Below are 14,726 nucleotides of genomic sequence, written 5' to 3' on the forward strand. Positions count from 1 at the left end.
GACTCCTCAGAATTGGATCGCGGTGAGTTTGTTGCGCAGCAGCTTGCCGGTGGCGTTACGGGGCAGCTCATCCATGAAGACGACATCGCGTGGCACTTTGTGCCGAGCGAGGTTCGCCTTGACGAAGTCTCTGATCTCTTGGGGATCACGGCGCGAATCCGGTCCGGGAACAATGAAGGCGCGCAACCGTTTTCCGAAATCCTGGTCCTCGACGCCGACCACCGCCGCGTCGTGCACGTCCGGGCGCTGGACGAGCAGGTTTTCCACTTCGAGCGGGAAGACGTTCTCGCCGCCGGAGACGATCATGTCGTCGTCGCGGCCATCGACGAAAAGCAGTCCGTTGCTGTCGAAGTGGCCGACGTCGCCACTGGAGAGTTTGCCGTCGACGATCTCCTTGTTGGCGCCGTCGGTGTACCCCGCGAAGCTCAGGCCGCTGGAGACGAAGATGGTGCCGACCACTCCCGGTTCGGTGATCAGGTTGCGGTCGGCGTCGTAGACCGCGACCCGGCAGCCGACAGGGGGCTTGCCGACAGTGCCCGGCGCCGTGCGCATGTCGGCCGGTGTCGCGACGGCCGCCACCGCGACTTCGGTGGATCCGTACAGGTTGTACAGGACCTCGCCGAAGATTTCCGCCGCGCGTCTGCTGAGGTCGGGCGACACCGATGAGCCCGCACAGAAGATCACTCGCAGACTCGAGGTGTCGTATGCGGCGAGAATCTCGGGGCCGACGTCGAGGATCCGCTGCAGCATGGTCGGAACGACGACCAGCGTCGCCGCCCGATGTTCGGCGACATTGCGCAACGTCTGCTCAGCGTTGAACTTGCGCTGCTGGAAGACGATCTTGTTACCGAGCCCCAGACCCAACAGGAACTGCGACAAGCCGGTGCCATGGAAAATGGGAGCGGCCATCACGATGGTGTTGTCACGTGGTAGCGGCACCCGGTCCAGGAATTGCGCGGATACCAACGGGGAGGCGGTATCTCGGGGTGCGCCCTTCGGCGTCCCGGTGGTTCCGCTGGTCAGGATCACCATTCCGCCGGGCTTGGCCGGGGCCGGCACGGGATCGCTCGCCCGTCCGGCCAGCAGGTCGTCGATGGTCACCGCATTCGGCGCGACGTCGTCGGCGTCATCGACCCACGTGAGCACGCGGGGGATGTCGCCGGGAACAGCGTCGAGCACACCGGTGAATTCACTGTCGTGCAACACGGCGCTGACGCGTTCGCGGGCAGCGACATCGGCGAACTGTGGTTTCGCGAATCCGGTGTTCATCAACACCATCCGCGCGCCGAGCTTGCCGAGGGCCAGCATGGCGAGCACCATTCCCCGGTGGTCACGGCTCAGCACCGCGACGACGTCACCGGGTGCGATTCCGGTGGTCGCCAGTCCACGGGCCAGTGCGTTCGATTGCCGGTCGATGTCACCGAAGCTGAGAGTGCCACGCTCGTCGACGATCGCGGGCGCTCCCGCATGCAGATCCGCGCCGTGCATGACGGTGGCCGCGAACGGCCCGAACCGGTCCGCACGCCGCGACAACCGCACCAGCTGGTCCGGACGCAAGGGATTCATCAACCCGCGCTTGCGCAAGACATTGACGCCACGCGCGAGATCGGCGACGGCGCGCAGCCGATCCAGAGACTCAGGAATTACGTCGAGCATTTCATTGGTCCTTTCACCGCGGCGCCGCCGTCCCACTGGAGGCAGCCCTTGCCCTCGAACTCGTACAGCGGCATGGCGTTTGCCTCGACCGGCTCAGACGACGGTCCCGGACTGGACCAGCCCGGCAGCGTCGGTTGCGGTGATCCCCCAGGCCGCGAGGGTGTTGAGCAGGTCGCGCCCGTCGGCATCCATCGGCACCGGGTGCGCGCTCGCGGTACGGCTGAATCGCGGGGCGGGGGCCGGCTGGACGACGCCGCCGACCTCGACGAAGGCGTCACGGGCCCGGTTGTGTGGGTGCTCGTGGGCTTCCCACGGTGAAAGAACCGGGGACACACAGGCATCGGAGTCGGCGAAAAGATCAGCCCAGTGCGCGCGAGTCTTGGTCCGGAAGGCATCGCCGATGAGCTTTTTCAGCTGATCGAACCCGGCCGGATCGATCTGGAACGGCAGACCCGAGGCGTCGATCTCGAGCTTGTCCAGGAGCTCGGCGTAGAACTGCGGCTCGACACAGCCGACAGCCATGAACTTGCCGTCGGCGGTTTCGTAGGTGTCGTAGAAGGGGGCCGCGCCGTCGAGCATGTTCTCGCCGCGCGGGTTCGGCCACATGCCGCCCGCGCGCATGCCGTGCAGGAACGACATCAGGGTGTTCGCACCATCGACCATCGCCGCGTCGATGACCTGGCCCTTGCCCGACCGCTCTCGTTCGTAGAGGGCCGCGAGCACACCCAGTGCGAGGAACAGGCCGCCGCCGGCGAAGTCACCGAGCAGGTTCAGCGGTGCGTGCGGACGTTCTCCGGCGCGACCGATCGGCTCGAGCGCACCGGCAACGGCGATGTAGTTGATGTCGTGGCCTGCGCGGGGCGCGAGCGGTCCGTCCTGACCCCACCCCGTCATCCGGCCGTACACCAGTTTCGGGTTGAGTTCGAGCAGCTTGTCCGGCCCGATCCCGAGTCGCTCGGCGACGCCGGGACGGAACCCTTCGACGAACACATCCGCGTTGGCGATGAGCTCATGGACGACCGCGACGCCGGCGGGATCCTTGAGGTTCACCGCGATACTGCGGCGACCACGATCGAGCGGACCGGCAGGCGCGACGACGCCGGCCTGACCGCTCGCCCGGTCCACCCGCAGCACCTCCGCGCCCATATCGGCCAGAATCATGCAGCCGAACGGGGCCGGTGCGAGACTTGCTATTTCGACTACCTTGACTCCGGTCAATGGACCCATCGTCTGTTCACTCTCTATCGAAACGGGTTGTGGCACTACAGGCTTCGCGCGATGAGTTCCTTCATGATCTCGCTGGTGCCGCCGTAGATCTTCTGGATACGCGAGTCGGCGTACATGCGGGCGATCGGATACTCGACCATGTAGCCGTAGCCGCCGAAGACCTGAACGCAGCGGTCGACGACAATGCACTGCTGCTCGGTGAGCCACCACTTCGCCTTGGCCGCGGTGGTGATGTCGAGCTCACTGCGCAGATGCTTCTCGATACAGTCGTCCAGATACGTCCAGCACACCGAGGCGAGCGTGTCGCATTCGGCGAGCACGAATTTGGTGTTCTGGAAGCTGAAGATCGGCTTGTTGAATGCCGTGCGCTCCTTGGCGTACTCGACGGTGACCTGTACCGCCTTCTCGACGGTCGCCGCCGCCGAGACGGCCAGAATGAGCCGCTCCTGAGGCAGTTGCTGCATGAGCTGGATGAAGCCTTGCCCCTCGACACCGCCGACGACATTGCTTTGGGGCACGCGGACGTCCACGAAGTTCAGTTCGCAGGTGTCCTGGCCGTGCTGGCCGACCTTCTCCAGGTTCCGGCCGCGCGAGAACCCCGGCAGGTCAGCGGTTTCCACGCCGATCAGCGAGACATCGCCGATTCCACCGTCATCGGCGGTTTTGGCAACCACGATGACGAGGTCGCACAGGAATCCGTTCGAGATGAAGGTCTTGGCGCCGTTGATGACGTAGTCGTCGCCGTCTTTGACCGCACGGGTCTTGATGTTCTGCAGGTCCGAACCGGTACCCGGCTCGGTCATGGCGATAGCCGCCACCAGCTCGCCGCTGGCCATCTTCGGCAACCACGCGAGCTTTTGTTCCTCGGTGCCGTAGGCATTGATGTAGTGCGCGATGATGCCGCTGTGCAGCACCCCACCGAAACTCGGCGCGAGCGCCCGAACCTGTTCGATCGCGATGATCGCCTCATGGGCGAAATCGCCACCGCCGCCGCCGTATTCCTCGGGGATGCTGGCGCACAACAGACCGAGTTCACCGGCTCGGTGCCAGACCTCGCGGTCGACATGTTGCTGCTTGCCCCACCGTTCTTCGTGCGGGGCACAGTATTTGGTGAAGAAATTGCGGGCCAGTTCGGCGACCTGATCGAGGTCTTTGTTCATCCAACTGGATCGGTGCGTAGTCACGAGATATCCCTTGTTTCGGTAGAGATGCCCGCCAATTCGCGTGCGAGCTGGGCGATTACGGCGGTGGCATCGAGCTGGGGACAATGTCCCGCGTGCGGCAACACGACCAGACGACTACCGGCGTTGGCCGCCTGCAGGATCCGGCCGGCGGAGACCGGAACCAGAAGGTCGCGAGCACCCTGCACGACGACCATCGGCACCCGCACGCCGCCATGGTCATCGTTCTCGTCGAGCTCGGCCTTGAGCCGGGCGCCCAAGCTCAACAGCCGATGGGTTTCGGCGGGGTCGGTGGCGACCGCGACAAGTTCTGCCACCGTCTCGGGGTCGACCGCCGACTTGCGGCCGTACAGCAAGCGCGGGCCGATCCTGGCGACAAGGGCTCGATGAAGTCTGGCGGAAAAGCCGAGGGCGGCAGAAAGATGATTGACCGCGATGATAGGGCCGAGCCCGATCGAGACGAGTGGCTTCCAGGCGATCCCCGCGGTATCGAGTGCGACGACCCCCGCAACCGGAAGGTCGCTGCTTCGGCTCGCCCGTAAGGCCAGGGCAGCGCCGAGCGAGTTGCCCATCAGCACAACGCCTTCGGGCCCCGCATGCTGCCGAATTGCCTCGGTGAGGAACATATCCAGCTGCGGCACCAACGCTCCCGGCCGCAACGGATCGGCGCGACCGAAGCCGGGCAGGTCGACGGCGACCGCCGCCCGCCCGGCCGCGCGCAGGTGATCCATGGTGTGACGCCAGGCCTCCGAGGCGTGCGCGAAACCGTGCACCAACAGAATGGTGGGGCCGTTGCCGGCCACTACCAGTTCACGCGTCTCGTACCCGGCGTAACTGGCGCGTCGCTCCACACTGAACGACGTGCTCATTACGACCAGCGATCGAACTGCGCGGGAAGTTCGTCGAGCACCCACGGTCCGTCGACCTCGACGGTCTCCTGGAAGGTCCAGCCTTCCAGCAGCGAGACCGCGCCGCCCTGCACGGCGAGCACCTTGCCGTTCAGCGGGCACTTCTCACTGGCCAAGTAGGCGACGATAGGAGCGATGTTCGCCGGGCTGAAGGCATCGAACTCGCCTTCGGGCACCTCGGCCGCGAAGATCGCGCTCATCCCCGGGGTGGCGAGGGTGAGCCGAGTGCGGGCCACCGGGGCGATCGCGTTGACGCGCACCCCATATCGGGACAGTTCCTCGGCGGCAACGAGCGTCATCGCCGCGATAGCGGCCTTGGCGGCGGCGTAGTTGACCTGGCCGGGAAGTACCGAGAAGGTGCCCGACGCGGAGGCGGTGTTGATCACCGAGGCGTTGCGCGGGGTTCCCGCCTTGGACTGCGCTTTCCAGTACACCGCGGCATGACGCATCAGGTTGAAGTGGCCGTGGAGATGCACTCCGAGCACAGAGTCCCACTGCGACTTCTCGATGCCGGCGATGAACGCGTCGCGCAGGATGCCCGCGTTGTTCACGACGATGTCGAGGCCGCCGAACTCCGAGATGGCCTGGTCGACGAGACTCTGCGCACCATCCCAGTCAGCGACACTGTCGGTGTTGGCCACGGCCTTGCCGCCGGCGGCGATAATCTCCTCGACCACCTGCTGCGCCGGACCGGCGTCGGTGCCGCTGCCGTCGTTGCTGCCGCCGAGGTCGTTGACGACGACGCTCACGCCCTGCGCGGCCAGCAGCAGTGCGTGTTCACGCCCGATGCCACGACCTGCACCGGTGACGATGGCGACGCGATTCTCCGTTGAACCCATGTGAATTCCCTTGCGTGAGTGAGGTAATGGTCAGGCGAGCAGATCGGACAGCTTCTCGAGCGAAGCCTCCAGTTCCTTGAACGCGGTGCGCTCGATGGCCTTGCCGATCGCGCCGACCATCATCTGGCTGATGAACTCGGCCTCGATCTTGGCGACCGACCCGGCCCCCGCTGCCTCGACGGACATCGTGAAACTGACCTTGGCGTTGGCCATGCCGACGCCGGAGATCGTGAAGGTGTTGGGCGCGTCGTAGTTGGTGACATCCCACTCGATGGTGTTCGGCATTCCCATGATCGAGAGGACTTCACTCATCTTGTCGCCCTGCGCGACCGAGGTCGGCGGCTGGGACTTCCACTTGTCGTGCATGGTGTTCCATTCCGCGTTGCGGCTGGGGTCGGCGATGATCGCCCACACCTTGTCCTGCGAAACCGCGATTTCCTTCGACGCCGATGCCTGTGCCATGTGTCTTTTCCTTTACTCGAATAGCGTTGCTGGAGAGTGGTCTTGCCGGTATATGTCGTGGTGGGTCAGCGCGCGGCCGGGCGGTAGGCGGTCACCACAGCCGATCCGCCGAGCCCGATATTGTGCGCGAGCGCGATCTTCGCGCCGGAGACCTGGCGCTTGTCCGCCATACCGCGTAGCTGCCAGTTCAATTCGGCGCACTGGGCCAGGCCGGTCGCGCCGAGCGGATGACCCTTGGAGATCAAACCGCCGGTCGGGTTGACGACCCAGCGACCGCCGTAGGTGGTGTCGCCGGCGTCGACAAGCTTGTGCGCTTCGCCTTCGGCGGCCAGTCCGAGTGCCTCGTAGGTGAGCAACTCGTTGGCGGCGAAGCAGTCGTGCAGCTCGATCACGTCGATGTCATCGGGACCGATCTGCGCCTGCTCGTACACCTCGAGAGCGGCGCGGCGGCTCATATCGCCACCGACCAGGGTGATCAGGCTGCCGCTGTCGAAGGTGCCCGGAACATCGGTCACCAATGACTGGCCGACGATTTCGATGGCCTGACCCGCGAGGTCGTTCTCCTCGACGAAGCGTTCGCTGACCACGATCGCGGCGGCGGAACCGTCCGAGGTCGGCGAGCACATGGGACGAGTCACCTGGCCCGCGGCGTAGATCATCTTGGCGGACTTGATCTCGTCGGCGGTGTAGCTGTCCTGGAACTGGGCATACGGGTTGTTCACCGAGTGCAGGTGGTTCTTGACCGCGATCTGCACCATATGCTCCGGGGTGGAGCCGTACTTCTCGTTGTGCTCGAGACCGGCCGCGCCGAACATCCAGGGCGCGGGCGGGAACGAGATCTCACGCAGCTCCGCCATGGCCAGCAGATGCCGCTGCATCGGCTGTTCGCGGTCCTCGTAGGTGGAACCGAGCGAGCCGGGCTGCATCTTCTCGAAACCGATGGCCAGGGTGCAGTCGGCCAGGCCGCCACGAATCGCCTGGGCAGCGAGGAACAGCGCGCTCGAACCGGTCGAGCAGTTGCTGTTCACGTTGAAGACGGGGATGCCCGTCAGGCCGAGCTCGTAGACGGCGCGGTGACCCGAGGTGGATTCGCCGTAACAGTAACCGGCGTAGGCCTGCTGCACCTTGTCGTAGGCGATACCGGCGTCCTGCAGAGCTTTGGTACCGGACTCCTTGGCCATGGCCGGGTAGTCCCAGCCTTCACGACGGCCGGGCTTTTCGAACTTCGTCATGCCGACACCGACGACGAATACACGATTGCTCATTGATCTGACTCCTTGACGTGAGTGTGCTGGGACGGGCTACGCGATCTCCGCGATGCCGTCCTTGATGAGAGCGTCGCCGTCGCCGCTGGCACTCTCGAACGCGTAGACCTGGCGTCCCTCGGTCTCGCCGGTACGCCAGATCGACGTGGTCATCAGCTGCTCGGGCCGCGCGGGCTTGCTGAAACGGACCGCCAGGCGCCGCAGGCGCGCCGGATCATCGATGGCGACCTGAGACAGCACCGCATGCGAAGTGAACGCCATCGTGCACAGCCCGTGGATGATGATTCCCGGCAGGCCCATCTGCTTGGCGAAGTCGTCGTCCAGGTGGATCGGCATCGGGTCACCGGCAGGTTCGGCGTAGCGGAAGGTCTGGTCCTTGTCGAACTGCTGCTCGACAACGAAGTCGGCTGCACGCTCACGCAGCGACTCGTCGAAAGAGTGTGCCGGCGCGGGTGTTCCGGCCTCATGGGGCCAGACGCCGCCCTTGAAGAAGCCGGAGAAGTACTGCTCGTTGACGAGCGCACCCGCGGCGTCCCTGGTCTCGCCGATGGTCGTCACCACCACGCCGGTGGACTTGCCGTGGATGCCGACGACCTTCGACCGGACCGTCAGCGTCTCACCGGGCACGATCGGGCGGTGGAATCGGAAGTCCTGCTCGCCGTGCAGAATTCGCATCATCAGTTCGTCGGGAACGACACCCATCGTGGTGTCGGCCAGGTCCGACAATGCGGGCACGACGGCGAACACCGGGGGCGCGTAGGTACCGTCGAGGTGCTGCGCGATCGGGTCATTGGTCGCCTCGGCATACGCGATAGCGCGTTGCTTCTCGACCGGGAATTCGATTTCGGAACTCCACGTACCGATGCCGTCGACGTTGAACACGTGCTCGGACATTCACCATCCTCCTCGACTCAGCGTGGCCGCGAACACGGCCGCATCGCTCGTAACTCGACGCTACGGACGGCACGGGCCGTTCGAAATGACTCGACCTCGCGTAGTTCGTGACCGAAACGCGCATTCCGCTCGCGCTGCTAGATTTCCTGTGTGGCAGCACAGGGCGGAAATGAATCGGTGACGGCGGGTCGCACGGTGGCGATTCAGTTCGTCCGAGCGGCGATGTCCACCGCGGCGGCTCGCGGCATCGATATCCGCGGCGCTTTGAGCAGCGCACGCATCACTACCGAAATGCTCGGACACGATCGGGTCCGGGTAACTCGTGCGCAGGCGATTCAGGTCGTGACGGCGTTGTGGAAGCAGACCGACGACGAACTCGCCGGACTCGGACCGCGCCCTGTTCCCCGTGGCGTTTTCCAGATGATCACCCTCGGCCTCATCCATGCGCCCGATCTACACACCGCGCTGACGCGGTTCACCGAATTCGCGACACTCACCACCGGGATGCGGTCGGAGTTGATCGTGTCGGGCCGCCGTGCTCAGGTGGTGATCAACAGCGGTTCCGACGTTGCGCTCGACCCGCTGGTCGTCGATGTGGGCGTCGCGGTCATCCATCGCCTCGCATCGTGGCTGATCCGCAAACAAATCCGGCTGACTTCGGTGGACCTGCCGTTTCCCGCACCGCCGTACGCGGCCGAGTACCGACTGATCTACGGTGCGGTGCCGACTTTCGATGCCGAGTGCGCGGCCTTCAGCTTCGATTCGATGTTTCTGGCGGTTCCGGTCGTGCGCACCGAACCGGAACTCAGCGCGTTCCTGCGTACGGCACCAGCTGACCTGCTCTTCCGCACTCGTTATGACGTGACCACCGCGGACCGAGTACGAAACATACTGGAGCGCACGGACTCCGCCGACTGGCCGGACACCGAGGACGTCGCCAAACGCTTGTCGGTGAGTGCTCAGCATGTCCGGCGACTACTCCGGGAAGAGGGCACCTCGTTCCGCGTGATCCAGGAGGACATCCTGCGTGACCGCGCCATCGACAGCCTCGTCCGCGGCGAGGAGACCATCGAGGAACTCTCCGAGCGGCTCGGCTACTCCGAGCCGAGTGCGTTTCGCCGCGCCTTCCGCCGGTGGACCGGTATCGCGCCGGGCTCGTATCAGACCGGGAGTCCCCCGACCGCGTAGTGCGCGGTTCGGTCACACATTGTGCGCGGTCCGGCCCTGTCATCGGTCCGTGCCGGCCCGTACCGTCAAGGCAATTATGGCCAGCCGAAAGGGCGGAGAACCCACAATGACACCGAAGTCTGTGCGGGATAAGGTTGTGGCGATTACCGGTGGTGCCCGTGGCATCGGATTCGCGACTGCGAAAGCGCTCACCGAGCACGGTGCCAAGGTCGCCATCGGAGACATCGACGAAACAACGCTCAAAGAATCGGCTGCTGTCCTCGGGCTGACTGCCTACAGCAAACTCGATGTCACCGACACGGCGTCGTTCGAGGCTTTCCTGAACACTGTGGAACAGACGCTGGGCCCGATCGACGTTCTGGTCAACAACGCGGGAATCATGCCGGTTGGCCGGCTCATCGACGAACCCGAGCACGTCACCCGGCGCATTATCGATATCAATACATTCGGTGTGATCATCGGATCCAAGTTGGCGGCCCAGCGCATGGTGCCCCGGGGCAGCGGCCACGTCATCAACGTCGCCTCGTTGGCCGGCGAGATCTATACACCTGGACTGGCCAGTTATTGCGCCAGCAAGTACGCCGTCGTCGGCTTCACCGACTCGGCTCGGGTCGAACACCGTGGCACGGGAGTCGATTTCTCGCTGATGATGCCGTCGTTCGTGAACACCGAACTGACCGCGGGCACCCACGGTATCCGTGGCATCAAGAGCGCCCAGCCCGAAGATATCGCCGCGGGCATCATCCGGCTGATCGGCAAGCCCACCGCACGCGTCCGGGTAACCAGACTGGCCGGGGCACTGGCGGCGACGCAGAAGTTCATTCCGCGCGGCCTCGCGGAAGCGATGACGAGGGCATTCGGCGGGGAGTCCGTCTTCCTCGACGACGTCGACGCCGACAAGCGTGCGGCATACGAACAGCGGGCCCGACACAACTGAGCGCAGCCTCGAAACGCACTGGGACCCGGAATCGATTCCGGGTCCCAGTGCGTTTTCGCTGTTCGCTCCGGCTGTGCGCCGGCCGGCTATCGTGGCACGGGTTGTTCGGCTGCCGGGGCCTGGGCAGGCGAGGCGGGTTCCAGTGCCGGCGCATCGAGCTTGCTGACCAGCCAGTGACCGTCGATTCGGTCCATCGTGGCCACCAGGGAGATCTGGCTGGGCACCTGCCTGCCCTGGGTGCCGAGACTGCTGATGGAGACGCTCATGGCGACGACCACCTCGGCGTGCTCGTCGTCGGCATTGGCCACACCGCAGCTGGTGTCGCGGGCCTCGGACTTGATCTGGGCGCTCGTGATCACGTCTTTGAGTTCACTGCTGGTCTTGGAGAACTCGGTCTTGAATTCGCCGGTGGCACCGTCCAGTACATTCCCGATGTACTCGTCGATATTCTGGGCGTTGTAATTCGTCATCGTCTTCGCGTATTCGCACGCCGCGGCCCGCGCCGAGTTCTGCACTTCGAGTGTCGAGTGATCGGCGGTGTATCGCATGTAGAAGAAGGCGGCGGCGGCGATGGGGACCAAGACGGCCGCCGCCATAGCGGCCGCGCGAACCGGGCGCGACCATCGAGTTCCTACGGCCGGACCGGTGGGCGCCGTCGACTCTTCCTTCGGATCGGCGGAGGCATCAACTTTCGGCGCCAGGGTTTCCGATGCTTCGACGTCGTCGGAGGCTGAGGGCTTTTCGCGTTCGGTGGGTGTCATCTGAATGCTTCTCACTGTGGGTTCAGGGCGCTCGGGTCAGCGCCGCGGGATCTCGGTGTCGATCGGGATCGACTGCTCGTCCGGGTTCACCCCCGGCGGCCGGGCGGCGCCGTTGTCCGGCTGATCGGGTCGGGGTGCGTTGGCCGACCCACGGATCTGAAGTGCGGGATTGTTGGTGACGCAGAAGTTCCAGCGCCGCACAGTGGGTCCGTTGAGTTGGGTCGGCGAGACCGGCACGGTCTCGTATTCGCAGGTCGGGCGCGGCCAGATGTCGACGAGTGTGTTGAAGGCACCGTCGTGGATGGGGACACCGAGCGCGCCCGCACCATCGCGCAATGCCGGGAAGAGTTCGCGCATGGCCGGTGTGCGCAAGCGCGCCGAGCGGGCGATGGCCAGGAAGTTCGTCGCGAGATTCGTGACAGGGTCGGAGGTTTCGGCCAGTACGCCGCCGACGGTCGCGAGCTGACCCGGCGCCAGATCGAGCATCCGGCGCAATTCGGCGTCGGCGGCGGTCAGTTGCCCGAACAGCGTGCTCGAATTGCGGGTGAGCGTGGTCAGATCCGGTTGAACGAGCGCGGTGGTGGCCGCGATTGTCCGCAGGTTCGTCAGCAGCGCGACGGTCTGCGGCAGGAGGTTGTCCATCCCCACAGTAATGGCGCTGATTCCGGAAACGAGGTTGCGCAATTGGTCCGGGCCACCGCCGAGTGCCTTGTCCAGTTCGGTGATGATCGTCTGGAACCGCGCGGGATCGCCGACCGGATCGAGTTGCGCGATCAACGCGTTCGCGTTTTCCAGCACGTCGGCCAGCGGCACCGGGGTCGTGACATCTTTCGACTTGATCACCGATCCGTCCGCCAAGTAGGGACCGTCGCCGGAAGTCGGCCGGAAGTCGAGGTACTGCTCCCCCACTGCCGAAAGAGACTGCACGGCAACGATTCCACCCGACGGGATCCGAGCCGAGGAATCGATGCGCGCGAGCGCCTCGATCCCCGTGCCGGTCAACCGAATCGCGGTGATCCGGCCGACCCGATAGCCACGGAAGGTGACATCGCTGTTGTTCATCAGACCGCCGGAACGAACCAGCTCGACCCTGACCGTGTAGGCGGCGCGCAGCGGATTGATATCGGCCAGTCCCACGAAAAGGTAGGTGCCGCCGAGGATCAGCGCGAACACCAGCCCGAGGTTGGTGAGCAATACCTTGCGACGCAGTAGTCGCGAAACGAACGTCATCGCTGTCCTCCGTGCACTCTGGCGTAGACCCGTCGCAACACATCGAGCAGGCTGCCTCCGAAGGCGTCGACGTCGGTGGCGTCGGGTAGCTTGCTGCCCGGGTCGTAGAGCGCGCCGAGGCCGAGATAGTTCGCCGTCCCGTAGAAGGCCATCGCATTGCCGCGCAGAGTGCTCAGCAGCTTCGGCGTGACCTCATGGAGCGCGTCGAGGGTTCCGGCGAAGTTGTCGCCCATCCGGGCCAGGCTGGAGGTCAGTTTCTCGGTGCTGTCGAGCAACGCGGCCAGATCGGTGGTCGAGGTGTCGGCGAAGTCGTGCAGCGCCGCGCTGGTGACCGCGATCTTGCCGAGCAGGTCACCGATCTTGCGGTTGTCGTCAGCGATCGCGCCGATCATTCCCGGGACGGTGTCGGCGACGGCGCTCAGTTCGGCCCGGCGCTGGTCGAATTGCGTGAGCAGGCCGTCCACCTGGACGAGCATGCCGTCGAATTGATCGGACCGGTCATTCAATGCCGTTGTCGCCGATGTCATTTCGGTGATCAGGTGGGCCAGCATCGGCCCGCGACCAGCGACCATGGAGTCCAGCTCGGTGGCGATGTTCGCGACCCGGTTCAGCGCGCCGCCATTGACCAGGGTGGCGACCGACAACAGCAGATCCTCCACCGACGCGCCCGCGGACGTGTTCTGCTGGGTGATGGTGTCTCCGGGGCGGAGTAGTTGCTGATCGGCGGTACGCGGGGGCAGCGAGATCGCTACGTACACATCGCCGAGTGGGGTGGCCTGGCGCAGTTCGGCCGTCGCGTTCGCCGGCAGGCGCACATCACCGCGAATGCTCATCTCGACATCGGCGAGGTAGTTCCGGGTCGAGATCTCGGTCACCTCACCGACATCGGATCCACCGATCTTCACATGCGCGGACGCGGGCAGATTCAGCGCGTTGGTGAAGATCGCGTGGACCCGGTAGCTGTCCGCACCGATGCTCGGACGAGGCAGTGGCAGATCCCCGACGGTGACGCCGCAGCCTGTCGCGGTGCCAAGGGCGGTGGCCAGTAGCAGTGTCGTGGCCAGGCGGGTAGCGGTGGATCTCATCAGGTACCACTCAATCCGAGCAGGGCGGCGGTGAGGCCGAAGTCGGGACCGAAATCCTCGATTTTGCCGGTACGGCAGCCGTCAGAGCGCATCTGGATGCGGGAACAGAACAGGCTCAGTGCCTCACCGTCGAGCAACGACTTGTCCACCAGGAAATGCAGGCGAATCTGTCCCTCATCACGCATCACGGCGTTGTCGACGTTGCGGAACAGCAGCGGCGTGACGTCGACGATCTCGATCAGATTGCGCGCGTTGCGTTGTAGCTGACCGGTGGTGCCGGTCAGCCCGGTCAAGGCATCGCCCAGCTGGGTGCCACGTTGGTCCAGCACCGCGCTGGTGTTGGCGAGGAAGTCGTTGAGCTGGGCGAGGACAGCTTGCAGGCCGGGTGACTGATCGGCGAGCAGCTCGCTCAGCTGGGTCGTCTGACCGCTGAATTCCCGCACCGCCTGGTCATTGCCCGCGATCATCTGAGTGATGTCGTTGAGCCGCACGATGATTCGGGAGATGGCATCACCATTGTCAAGTCCGAGCTGCACAGAGTTCGACAGCGCGGTGATGGTCTCCCGGATCTTGTCGCCGTTACCGCGCAACACCTGCGCGAGGTCCTCGCCCGAGAGCGGGCCTTCGCCGCCCTCGGTGCCCTTCAGCGAGGTGGCGATACTGTCGACGGTAGCGAGTACCCGGTCCAGATCGACGGGGGTCCTGGTGCGTGCCGGACCGTCCATCCCGCACGGGCTGCCGCACGGGATGTGGTCGCCGTCAGCCAGTTTCGGCCCGGTGCCCGAGTAGGCGGGTGCCAGCTCGATGTGCCGGTTGGTCACCAGCGAGGGCGACAGCGTCGCCGCGATGGCATCGGCGGGCACGGGGGTGTCGGCGCTGATCGTCATCCACACGGTGACGTAGGCACCGTGTGGGGCGATCTTGTCGATCTGGCCGATCTTCACTCCGAGCAGCGAGACGTCGTTGCCCTCGTATACCCCGGCGATATTCGCGAAATCGGCCGTCACCTGGATCTTGTCGACGAACGGACCGCGCAGTTCGCAGCCACTGATCGCCAGCGCCGCGGTGCACATGGCTGCCACGGATGTCATAA

Annotated in this window: 14 protein-coding genes; 2 read left to right on the forward strand and 12 right to left on the reverse strand. The window is 65.1% G+C overall.

The genetic code is table 11. From position 1 onward, the window contains the following. Window positions 1-6: 6 nt before the first annotated feature. The 8 genes from ACQHI0_RS17470 to ACQHI0_RS17505 all read right to left on the reverse strand — a co-directional run bounded on the left by ACQHI0_RS17470 (window position 7) and on the right by ACQHI0_RS17505 (window position 8,432). Window positions 7-1,656, reverse strand: a complete 1,650-nt coding sequence (locus tag ACQHI0_RS17470; RefSeq protein ID WP_427908985.1) for an acyl-CoA synthetase — start codon at window positions 1,654-1,656, stop codon at window positions 7-9. 93 nt (window positions 1,657-1,749) lie between these two features. Further along, complete coding sequence (locus ACQHI0_RS17475; RefSeq protein ID WP_427908986.1) at window positions 1,750-2,883, reverse strand: CaiB/BaiF CoA transferase family protein; 1,134 nt, start codon at window positions 2,881-2,883, stop codon at window positions 1,750-1,752. 35 nt (window positions 2,884-2,918) lie between these two features. Further along, complete coding sequence (locus ACQHI0_RS17480; protein ID WP_427909195.1) at window positions 2,919-4,043, reverse strand: acyl-CoA dehydrogenase family protein; 1,125 nt, start codon at window positions 4,041-4,043, stop codon at window positions 2,919-2,921. A 20-nt stretch (window positions 4,044-4,063) separates the two neighbouring features. Continuing rightward, a complete protein-coding gene (locus ACQHI0_RS17485; RefSeq protein ID WP_427908987.1) occupies window positions 4,064-4,933 on the reverse strand; it encodes an alpha/beta fold hydrolase in 870 nt (289 codons plus the stop codon). Beyond that, complete coding sequence (locus ACQHI0_RS17490) at window positions 4,933-5,811, reverse strand: SDR family oxidoreductase (RefSeq protein ID WP_427908988.1); 879 nt, start codon at window positions 5,809-5,811, stop codon at window positions 4,933-4,935. Before ACQHI0_RS17490 ends, ACQHI0_RS17485 begins: the two co-directional genes overlap by 1 nt. A gap of 30 nt (window positions 5,812-5,841) precedes the next feature. Beyond that, window positions 5,842-6,273 (reverse strand): type II toxin-antitoxin system Rv0910 family toxin, encoded by a 432-nt coding sequence (locus ACQHI0_RS17495; RefSeq protein WP_427908989.1) that lies wholly within the window; start codon window positions 6,271-6,273, stop codon window positions 5,842-5,844. A gap of 65 nt (window positions 6,274-6,338) precedes the next feature. Beyond that, on the reverse strand, window positions 6,339-7,538 hold the full coding sequence (locus tag ACQHI0_RS17500) for a lipid-transfer protein (protein WP_427908990.1): 1,200 nt from the start codon (window positions 7,536-7,538) through the stop codon (window positions 6,339-6,341). A 36-nt stretch (window positions 7,539-7,574) separates the two neighbouring features. Beyond that, window positions 7,575-8,432: a MaoC/PaaZ C-terminal domain-containing protein gene (locus tag ACQHI0_RS17505; protein ID WP_427908991.1), complete on the reverse strand. Its 858-nt coding sequence runs from the start codon at window positions 8,430-8,432 to the stop codon at window positions 7,575-7,577. Window positions 8,433-8,582: 150 nt separating this feature from the next. Between ACQHI0_RS17505 and ACQHI0_RS17510 the strand changes: the two genes are divergently transcribed. Next, a complete protein-coding gene (locus ACQHI0_RS17510; RefSeq protein WP_427908992.1) occupies window positions 8,583-9,620 on the forward strand; it encodes an AraC family transcriptional regulator in 1,038 nt (345 codons plus the stop codon). A gap of 106 nt (window positions 9,621-9,726) precedes the next feature. Further along, the gene (locus ACQHI0_RS17515) at window positions 9,727-10,557 is read left to right on the forward strand and encodes an SDR family oxidoreductase (protein WP_427908993.1); all 831 of its coding nucleotides are present in this window, start codon (window positions 9,727-9,729) and stop codon (window positions 10,555-10,557) included. 86 nt (window positions 10,558-10,643) lie between these two features. Here ACQHI0_RS17515 and ACQHI0_RS17520 read toward each other — a convergent pair whose 3' ends face one another. Genes ACQHI0_RS17520 through ACQHI0_RS17535 form a run of 4 tightly spaced genes read right to left on the reverse strand, consistent with a single transcriptional unit; the run spans window position 10,644 to window position 14,724 of the window. Beyond that, window positions 10,644-11,318: a hypothetical protein gene (locus ACQHI0_RS17520; RefSeq protein ID WP_427908994.1), complete on the reverse strand. Its 675-nt coding sequence runs from the start codon at window positions 11,316-11,318 to the stop codon at window positions 10,644-10,646. Between the two features lie 36 nt (window positions 11,319-11,354). Beyond that, window positions 11,355-12,548 (reverse strand): MlaD family protein, encoded by a 1,194-nt coding sequence (locus ACQHI0_RS17525; RefSeq protein ID WP_427908995.1) that lies wholly within the window; start codon window positions 12,546-12,548, stop codon window positions 11,355-11,357. Next, the gene (locus tag ACQHI0_RS17530; RefSeq protein ID WP_427908996.1) at window positions 12,545-13,633 is read right to left on the reverse strand and encodes an MCE family protein; all 1,089 of its coding nucleotides are present in this window, start codon (window positions 13,631-13,633) and stop codon (window positions 12,545-12,547) included. Before ACQHI0_RS17530 ends, ACQHI0_RS17525 begins: the two co-directional genes overlap by 4 nt. Beyond that, window positions 13,633-14,724: an MCE family protein gene (locus tag ACQHI0_RS17535; RefSeq protein ID WP_427908997.1), complete on the reverse strand. Its 1,092-nt coding sequence runs from the start codon at window positions 14,722-14,724 to the stop codon at window positions 13,633-13,635. Before ACQHI0_RS17535 ends, ACQHI0_RS17530 begins: the two co-directional genes overlap by 1 nt. Window positions 14,725-14,726: the final 2 nt, after the last annotated feature.

The sequence above is a fragment of the Nocardia sp. FBN12 genome (genome assembly GCF_050320175.1).
Lineage (GTDB): Bacteria > Actinomycetota > Actinomycetes > Mycobacteriales > Mycobacteriaceae > Nocardia.

What these genes read in the sequence shown, in the direction of transcription:
- ACQHI0_RS17490 (WP_427908988.1), bottom strand. Translation starts at nt 5,811, where the DNA reads ATGGGTTCAACGGAGAATCGCGTCGCCATCGTCACCGGTGCAGGTCGT.
- ACQHI0_RS17470 (WP_427908985.1), bottom strand. Translation starts at nt 1,656, where the DNA reads ATGCTCGACGTAATTCCTGAGTCTCTGGATCGGCTGCGCGCCGTCGCC.
- ACQHI0_RS17485 (WP_427908987.1), bottom strand. Translation starts at nt 4,933, where the DNA reads ATGAGCACGTCGTTCAGTGTGGAGCGACGCGCCAGTTACGCCGGGTAC.
- ACQHI0_RS17530 (WP_427908996.1), bottom strand. Translation starts at nt 13,633, where the DNA reads ATGAGATCCACCGCTACCCGCCTGGCCACGACACTGCTACTGGCCACC.
- ACQHI0_RS17505 (WP_427908991.1), bottom strand. Translation starts at nt 8,432, where the DNA reads ATGTCCGAGCACGTGTTCAACGTCGACGGCATCGGTACGTGGAGTTCC.
- ACQHI0_RS17475 (WP_427908986.1), bottom strand. Translation starts at nt 2,883, where the DNA reads ATGGGTCCATTGACCGGAGTCAAGGTAGTCGAAATAGCAAGTCTCGCA.
- ACQHI0_RS17480 (WP_427909195.1), bottom strand. Translation starts at nt 4,043, where the DNA reads ATGAACAAAGACCTCGATCAGGTCGCCGAACTGGCCCGCAATTTCTTC.
- ACQHI0_RS17495 (WP_427908989.1), bottom strand. Translation starts at nt 6,273, where the DNA reads ATGGCACAGGCATCGGCGTCGAAGGAAATCGCGGTTTCGCAGGACAAG.
- ACQHI0_RS17535 (WP_427908997.1), bottom strand. Translation starts at nt 14,724, where the DNA reads ATGACATCCGTGGCAGCCATGTGCACCGCGGCGCTGGCGATCAGTGGC.
- ACQHI0_RS17520 (WP_427908994.1), bottom strand. Translation starts at nt 11,318, where the DNA reads ATGACACCCACCGAACGCGAAAAGCCCTCAGCCTCCGACGACGTCGAA.
- ACQHI0_RS17500 (WP_427908990.1), bottom strand. Translation starts at nt 7,538, where the DNA reads ATGAGCAATCGTGTATTCGTCGTCGGTGTCGGCATGACGAAGTTCGAA.
- ACQHI0_RS17525 (WP_427908995.1), bottom strand. Translation starts at nt 12,548, where the DNA reads ATGACGTTCGTTTCGCGACTACTGCGTCGCAAGGTATTGCTCACCAAC.
- ACQHI0_RS17515 (WP_427908993.1), top strand. Translation starts at nt 9,727, where the DNA reads ATGACACCGAAGTCTGTGCGGGATAAGGTTGTGGCGATTACCGGTGGT.